We start from the raw sequence: 3871 nt of genomic DNA, 5'->3' as shown, positions 1-3871 counted from the left end.
CACCCCACGGGACCGGACCCGGCGGCGCCCGCTACGCCCCGGTCTCTTCGGCGGCCCGCCACTCCTCGAACCGCACCACGTCCTTCAGGAACCCCCGCACCCCGAGGAACTGCGACAGATGCTCGCGGTGCTCCTCACAGGCCAGCCACGTCTTGCGCCGCTCCGGCGTGTGGACCTTGGGGTTGTTCCACGCCAGCACCCACACGGCGGCGGCGCGGCAGCCCTTGGCCGAGCAGATCGGGGTTTCGTCACTCACGGTTTCGTCTCGGTTCGTCTGATCGAAGGGCGGAAAACGAAAGGGCGGAGAACAAGGCGACGCCGGGCAGCCACGGGGGGAGCTGCCCGGCGTCGGTCCGTCGCTCCGACGGGGGATGCGGAGCGCCTACGCAGTATGTCACGGCTACCCCATCGCCCGGGACCGGAACAGCTAGATTGATCTGAGGTTTTCTTGAGCTCCCAGGTGGCGGCCCGGGCGGTCCCCGCGTCCGCCGCGCTCAGACCGCATCCGGGCGCTCACCGCCCGCTCCGGCCGCCTGGTTGGTCGGCACGTCGCGCGGCGCGGAATCGCGTACCTGTTCCGCCCGTGGGTCCTCGGCCGGCGGGGGAGCGATCATCGGGCGCAGCGGCGTGGTGACGAACGTCGACGGAAGCGACGGCGGCCGCTCGCGGCCCGCGTTGGCGACCACCACGGCGATGTAGGGCAGCACCGCGCCGAGCACGAGCGCGACGATCGCGACGTACCGCTCGACGTTCCACAGCGAGGCCGCGAGGATCACCGACACGGTACGGATCGACATCGAGATCACATACCGCCGCTGCCGGCCCCGGACGTCCTCGGCGAGTCCGGTCCGCGCGCCGGTGATCCGGAACACCTGGCCGCCACCGCCGTGCTGTTTCCGCATCACCATTCACCATCCGCCCGCATCGGACCCGTCCCGGCCCGCACCCTCGTCCGCGTCCGGCGGGGAACCCCGGCCGGGCCACCCCCCACGTTACGCCGCCTCCACGCCACGATCGAGGCGGGGTCGCCCTCTGCCTGCGACGACGTCCCCGGCCCCGGCGCGTACGGGGCAATCCGACGTGCGCCGTACGGCGCACCGCCCCACACTGGCCGTAATGCTCACGTCGAGCCGTACGAGGAGGCAGCCATGGGCTGGTTGTGGGCGATCATCGTGGGATTCGTGCTGGGCATCATCGCCAAGGCGGTCATCCCGGGCAAGCAGCACAGCCCCCTCTGGCTGACGACCATCTGCGGCATCCTCGGTGCCATCGTGGGCAACGCGGTCGCCCGCGCGGTCGGCGTGGCGGAGACCAAGGGCATCGACTGGAGCCGGCACATCTTCCAGCTGGTGGCGGCGATCATCATCGTCGCGGCCGTCGACGCCCTCTACATGGCGACGCTGGGCAAGAGGAAGCACCGGGCCCGGGTGTAGGGGCGCGGACGTCCCACGCCCCCACACCTCACGGCGTCACGCGCGCCTCACGGCGTCAGCCGGAGACGACCTCCACCGCGGCCAGGTTCTTCTTCCCGCGCCGCAGCACCAGCCACCGCCCGTGGATCAGGTCCTCCCGGGCGGGCACCGCGTCCTCGGCGGTGACCTTGACGTTGTTCACGTAGGCCCCGCCCTCCTTCACCGTCCGCCGGCCCGCGGACTTGCTGGGCACCAGGCCGACCTCGGCGAGCAGGTCGACCACCGGGGCCAGCTCGGCGACCCGGGCGTGCGGCACCTCGGACAGCGCCGCGGCCAGCGTCCGCTCGTCCAGCTCCGCCAGCTCGCCCTGCCCGAACAGCGCCCGGGACGCGGCGATCACCGCGGCCGTCTGGCCGGCGCCGTGCACCAGCGTGGTCAGCTCCTCGGCGAGCGCCCGCTGCGCCGCCCGGGCCTGCGGACGCTCCTCGGTCTGCCGCTCCAGCTCCTCCAGTTCCTCGCGGGACTTGAAGGACAGGATGCGCATGTACCGGGAGATGTCCCGGTCGTCCACGTTCAGCCAGAACTGGTAGAACGCGTACGGCGTCGTCAGCTCCGGGTCGAGCCAGACGGCGCCGCCCTCGGTCTTGCCGAACTTGGTGCCGTCCGCCTTGGTCATCAGCGGGGTGGCCAGGGCGTGCACCGAGGCCTCCGGCTCCAGCCGGTGGATCAGGTCGAGCCCGGCCGTGAGGTTGCCCCACTGGTCGCTGCCGCCCTGCTGGAGCGTGCAGCCGTAGCGCCGGTAGAGCTGGAGGAAGTCCATGCCCTGCAGGATCTGGTAGCTGAACTCGGTGTAGCTGATGCCCTGGTCGGACTCCAGACGGCGGGCCACGGAGTCCTTCGTCAGCATCTTGTTGACGCGGAAGTGCTTGCCGATGTCGCGCAGGAACTCGATCGCGGACAGGCCCGCGGTCCAGTCCAGGTTGTTGACCATGATCGCCGCGTTCTCGCCCTCGAAGGACAGGAACGGTTCGATCTGGGCGCGCAGCCGGTCCACCCAGCCGGCCACCGTCTCCGGGTCGTTCAGTGTGCGCTCGGCCGTCGGGCGCGGGTCGCCGATCAGGCCGGTGGCACCGCCGACGAGCGCCAGCGGACGGTGCCCGGCCTGCTGGAGCCGGCGCACGGTGAGCACCTGCACCAGGTGCCCCACGTGCAGGGAGGGCGCCGTCGGGTCGAAACCGCAATAGAACGTGACGGGACCGTCCGCGAGCGCCTTGCGCAATGCGTCCTCGTCGGTGGACAGGGCGAACAGCCCGCGCCACTTAAGCTCGTCGACGATGTCCGTCACGGTTCTCGTGTCTCCTTGATGATCTTCCGGCAGCCGGGTGACACCCGACCACGAACGCCTACGAGGTTATACGCCCGGGCTGACAGAGCTCATGTTGAAATCAGGGATCCGCAGCGCGGGCATCGCGGCCCGGGTGAACCAGTCGCTCCACTCGCGCGGCAGCGTCTTCTCCGTCCGCCCGGCCTCGGTGGCCCGGCCCAGCAGGTCCACCGGCGACTCGTTGAACCGGAAGTTGTTCACCTGCCCGGTCACCTCGCCGTTCTCCACCAGGTAGACGCCGTCCCGGGTCAGGCCCGTCAGCAGCAGGGTCGCCGGATCGACCTCGCGGATGTACCACAGGCAGGTCAGCAGCAGTCCGCGTTCGGTGTCCGCGACCATCTGCTCCAGCGAGCGGTCGCCGCCGCCGTCCAGGATCAGGTTGCCGAGCGCGGGGGCGACCGGGAGCCCGGTCAGGGCCGCGCTGTGCCGGGTCGTCGTCAGGTGCTTCAGCACGCCCCGGCTTATCCACTCCGTGGCGTGCGCGGGCAGCCCGTTGTCGAACACGGACTCGTCGCCGCCGGAGGAGTGCGCGATCACGAAGGGCGGGCACTCCAGTCCCGGCTCGTTCGGGTCGCTGCGCAGGGTGAGCGGCAGCTCCGCGAGCCGCTCCCCGATCCGGGTGCCGCCGCCCGGCTTGGAGAACACCGTCCGCCCCTCGGCCGCGTCCCGGCCGGAGGCCGACCACAGCTGGTAGATCAGCAGGTCCGCGACCGCGGTCGGCGGCAGCAGCGTCTCGTACCGGCCCGCGGGCAGTTCCACGCGCCGCTCGGCCCAGCCGAGCCGTACGGCCAGCTCGGCGTCGAGCGCGCCGGGGTCGACGTCCTTGAAGTCCCGGGTGGAACGGCCGGTCCACGCCGAGCGGGCACGGTCCGGGGACTTGGCGTTCAGCTCCAGCGTGCCGGTGGGCTGGTCGTGCCGCAGGCGCAGCCCGGTGGACGTGCCCACATAAGTCGACACCAGCTCGTGGTTGGCGAAACCGTACAGTTCCCGGCCGCCCGCACGCGCGCGTGCGAACGCCTCGCCGAGCGCCGGCGCGAAGTCGGCGAACACCGCGGAGGAGGTCTCGGCGGGCGCG

General features: G+C 71.6%; 5 protein-coding genes. 1 reads left to right on the top strand and 4 read right to left on the bottom strand.

The window, feature by feature from the left end; translation table 11 throughout:
- Window positions 1-31: 31 nt before the first annotated feature.
- Window positions 32-256: a hypothetical protein gene (locus H5J33_RS26755; protein WP_181797413.1), complete on the bottom strand. Its 225-nt coding sequence runs from the start codon at window positions 254-256 to the stop codon at window positions 32-34.
- A 238-nt stretch (window positions 257-494) separates the two neighbouring features.
- Window positions 495-902 (bottom strand): DUF3099 domain-containing protein, encoded by a 408-nt coding sequence (locus H5J33_RS26750; protein WP_181797412.1) that lies wholly within the window; start codon window positions 900-902, stop codon window positions 495-497.
- Between the two features lie 246 nt (window positions 903-1148).
- On the opposite strand from H5J33_RS26750, the gene H5J33_RS26745 reads away from it, so the two are divergent.
- Complete coding sequence (locus tag H5J33_RS26745) at window positions 1149-1433, top strand: GlsB/YeaQ/YmgE family stress response membrane protein (RefSeq protein ID WP_181797411.1); 285 nt, start codon at window positions 1149-1151, stop codon at window positions 1431-1433.
- 55 nt (window positions 1434-1488) lie between these two features.
- Here H5J33_RS26745 and tyrS read toward each other — a convergent pair whose 3' ends face one another.
- The gene (tyrS, locus tag H5J33_RS26740) at window positions 1489-2757 is read right to left on the bottom strand and encodes a tyrosine--tRNA ligase (RefSeq protein WP_181797410.1); all 1269 of its coding nucleotides are present in this window, start codon (window positions 2755-2757) and stop codon (window positions 1489-1491) included.
- A 66-nt stretch (window positions 2758-2823) separates the two neighbouring features.
- Window positions 2824-3871 (bottom strand): metallopeptidase TldD-related protein (locus H5J33_RS26735; RefSeq protein WP_181797409.1); only part of this gene is annotated, 1048 nt, incomplete at its 5' end.

The sequence above is a fragment of the Streptomyces sp. WELS2 genome, assembly GCF_013870595.1.
GTDB lineage: Bacteria > Actinomycetota > Actinomycetes > Streptomycetales > Streptomycetaceae > Streptomyces.
The sequence above is the reverse complement of the archived record's forward strand: the minus strand, read 5'-3'. Positions and strand labels throughout refer to the sequence as shown.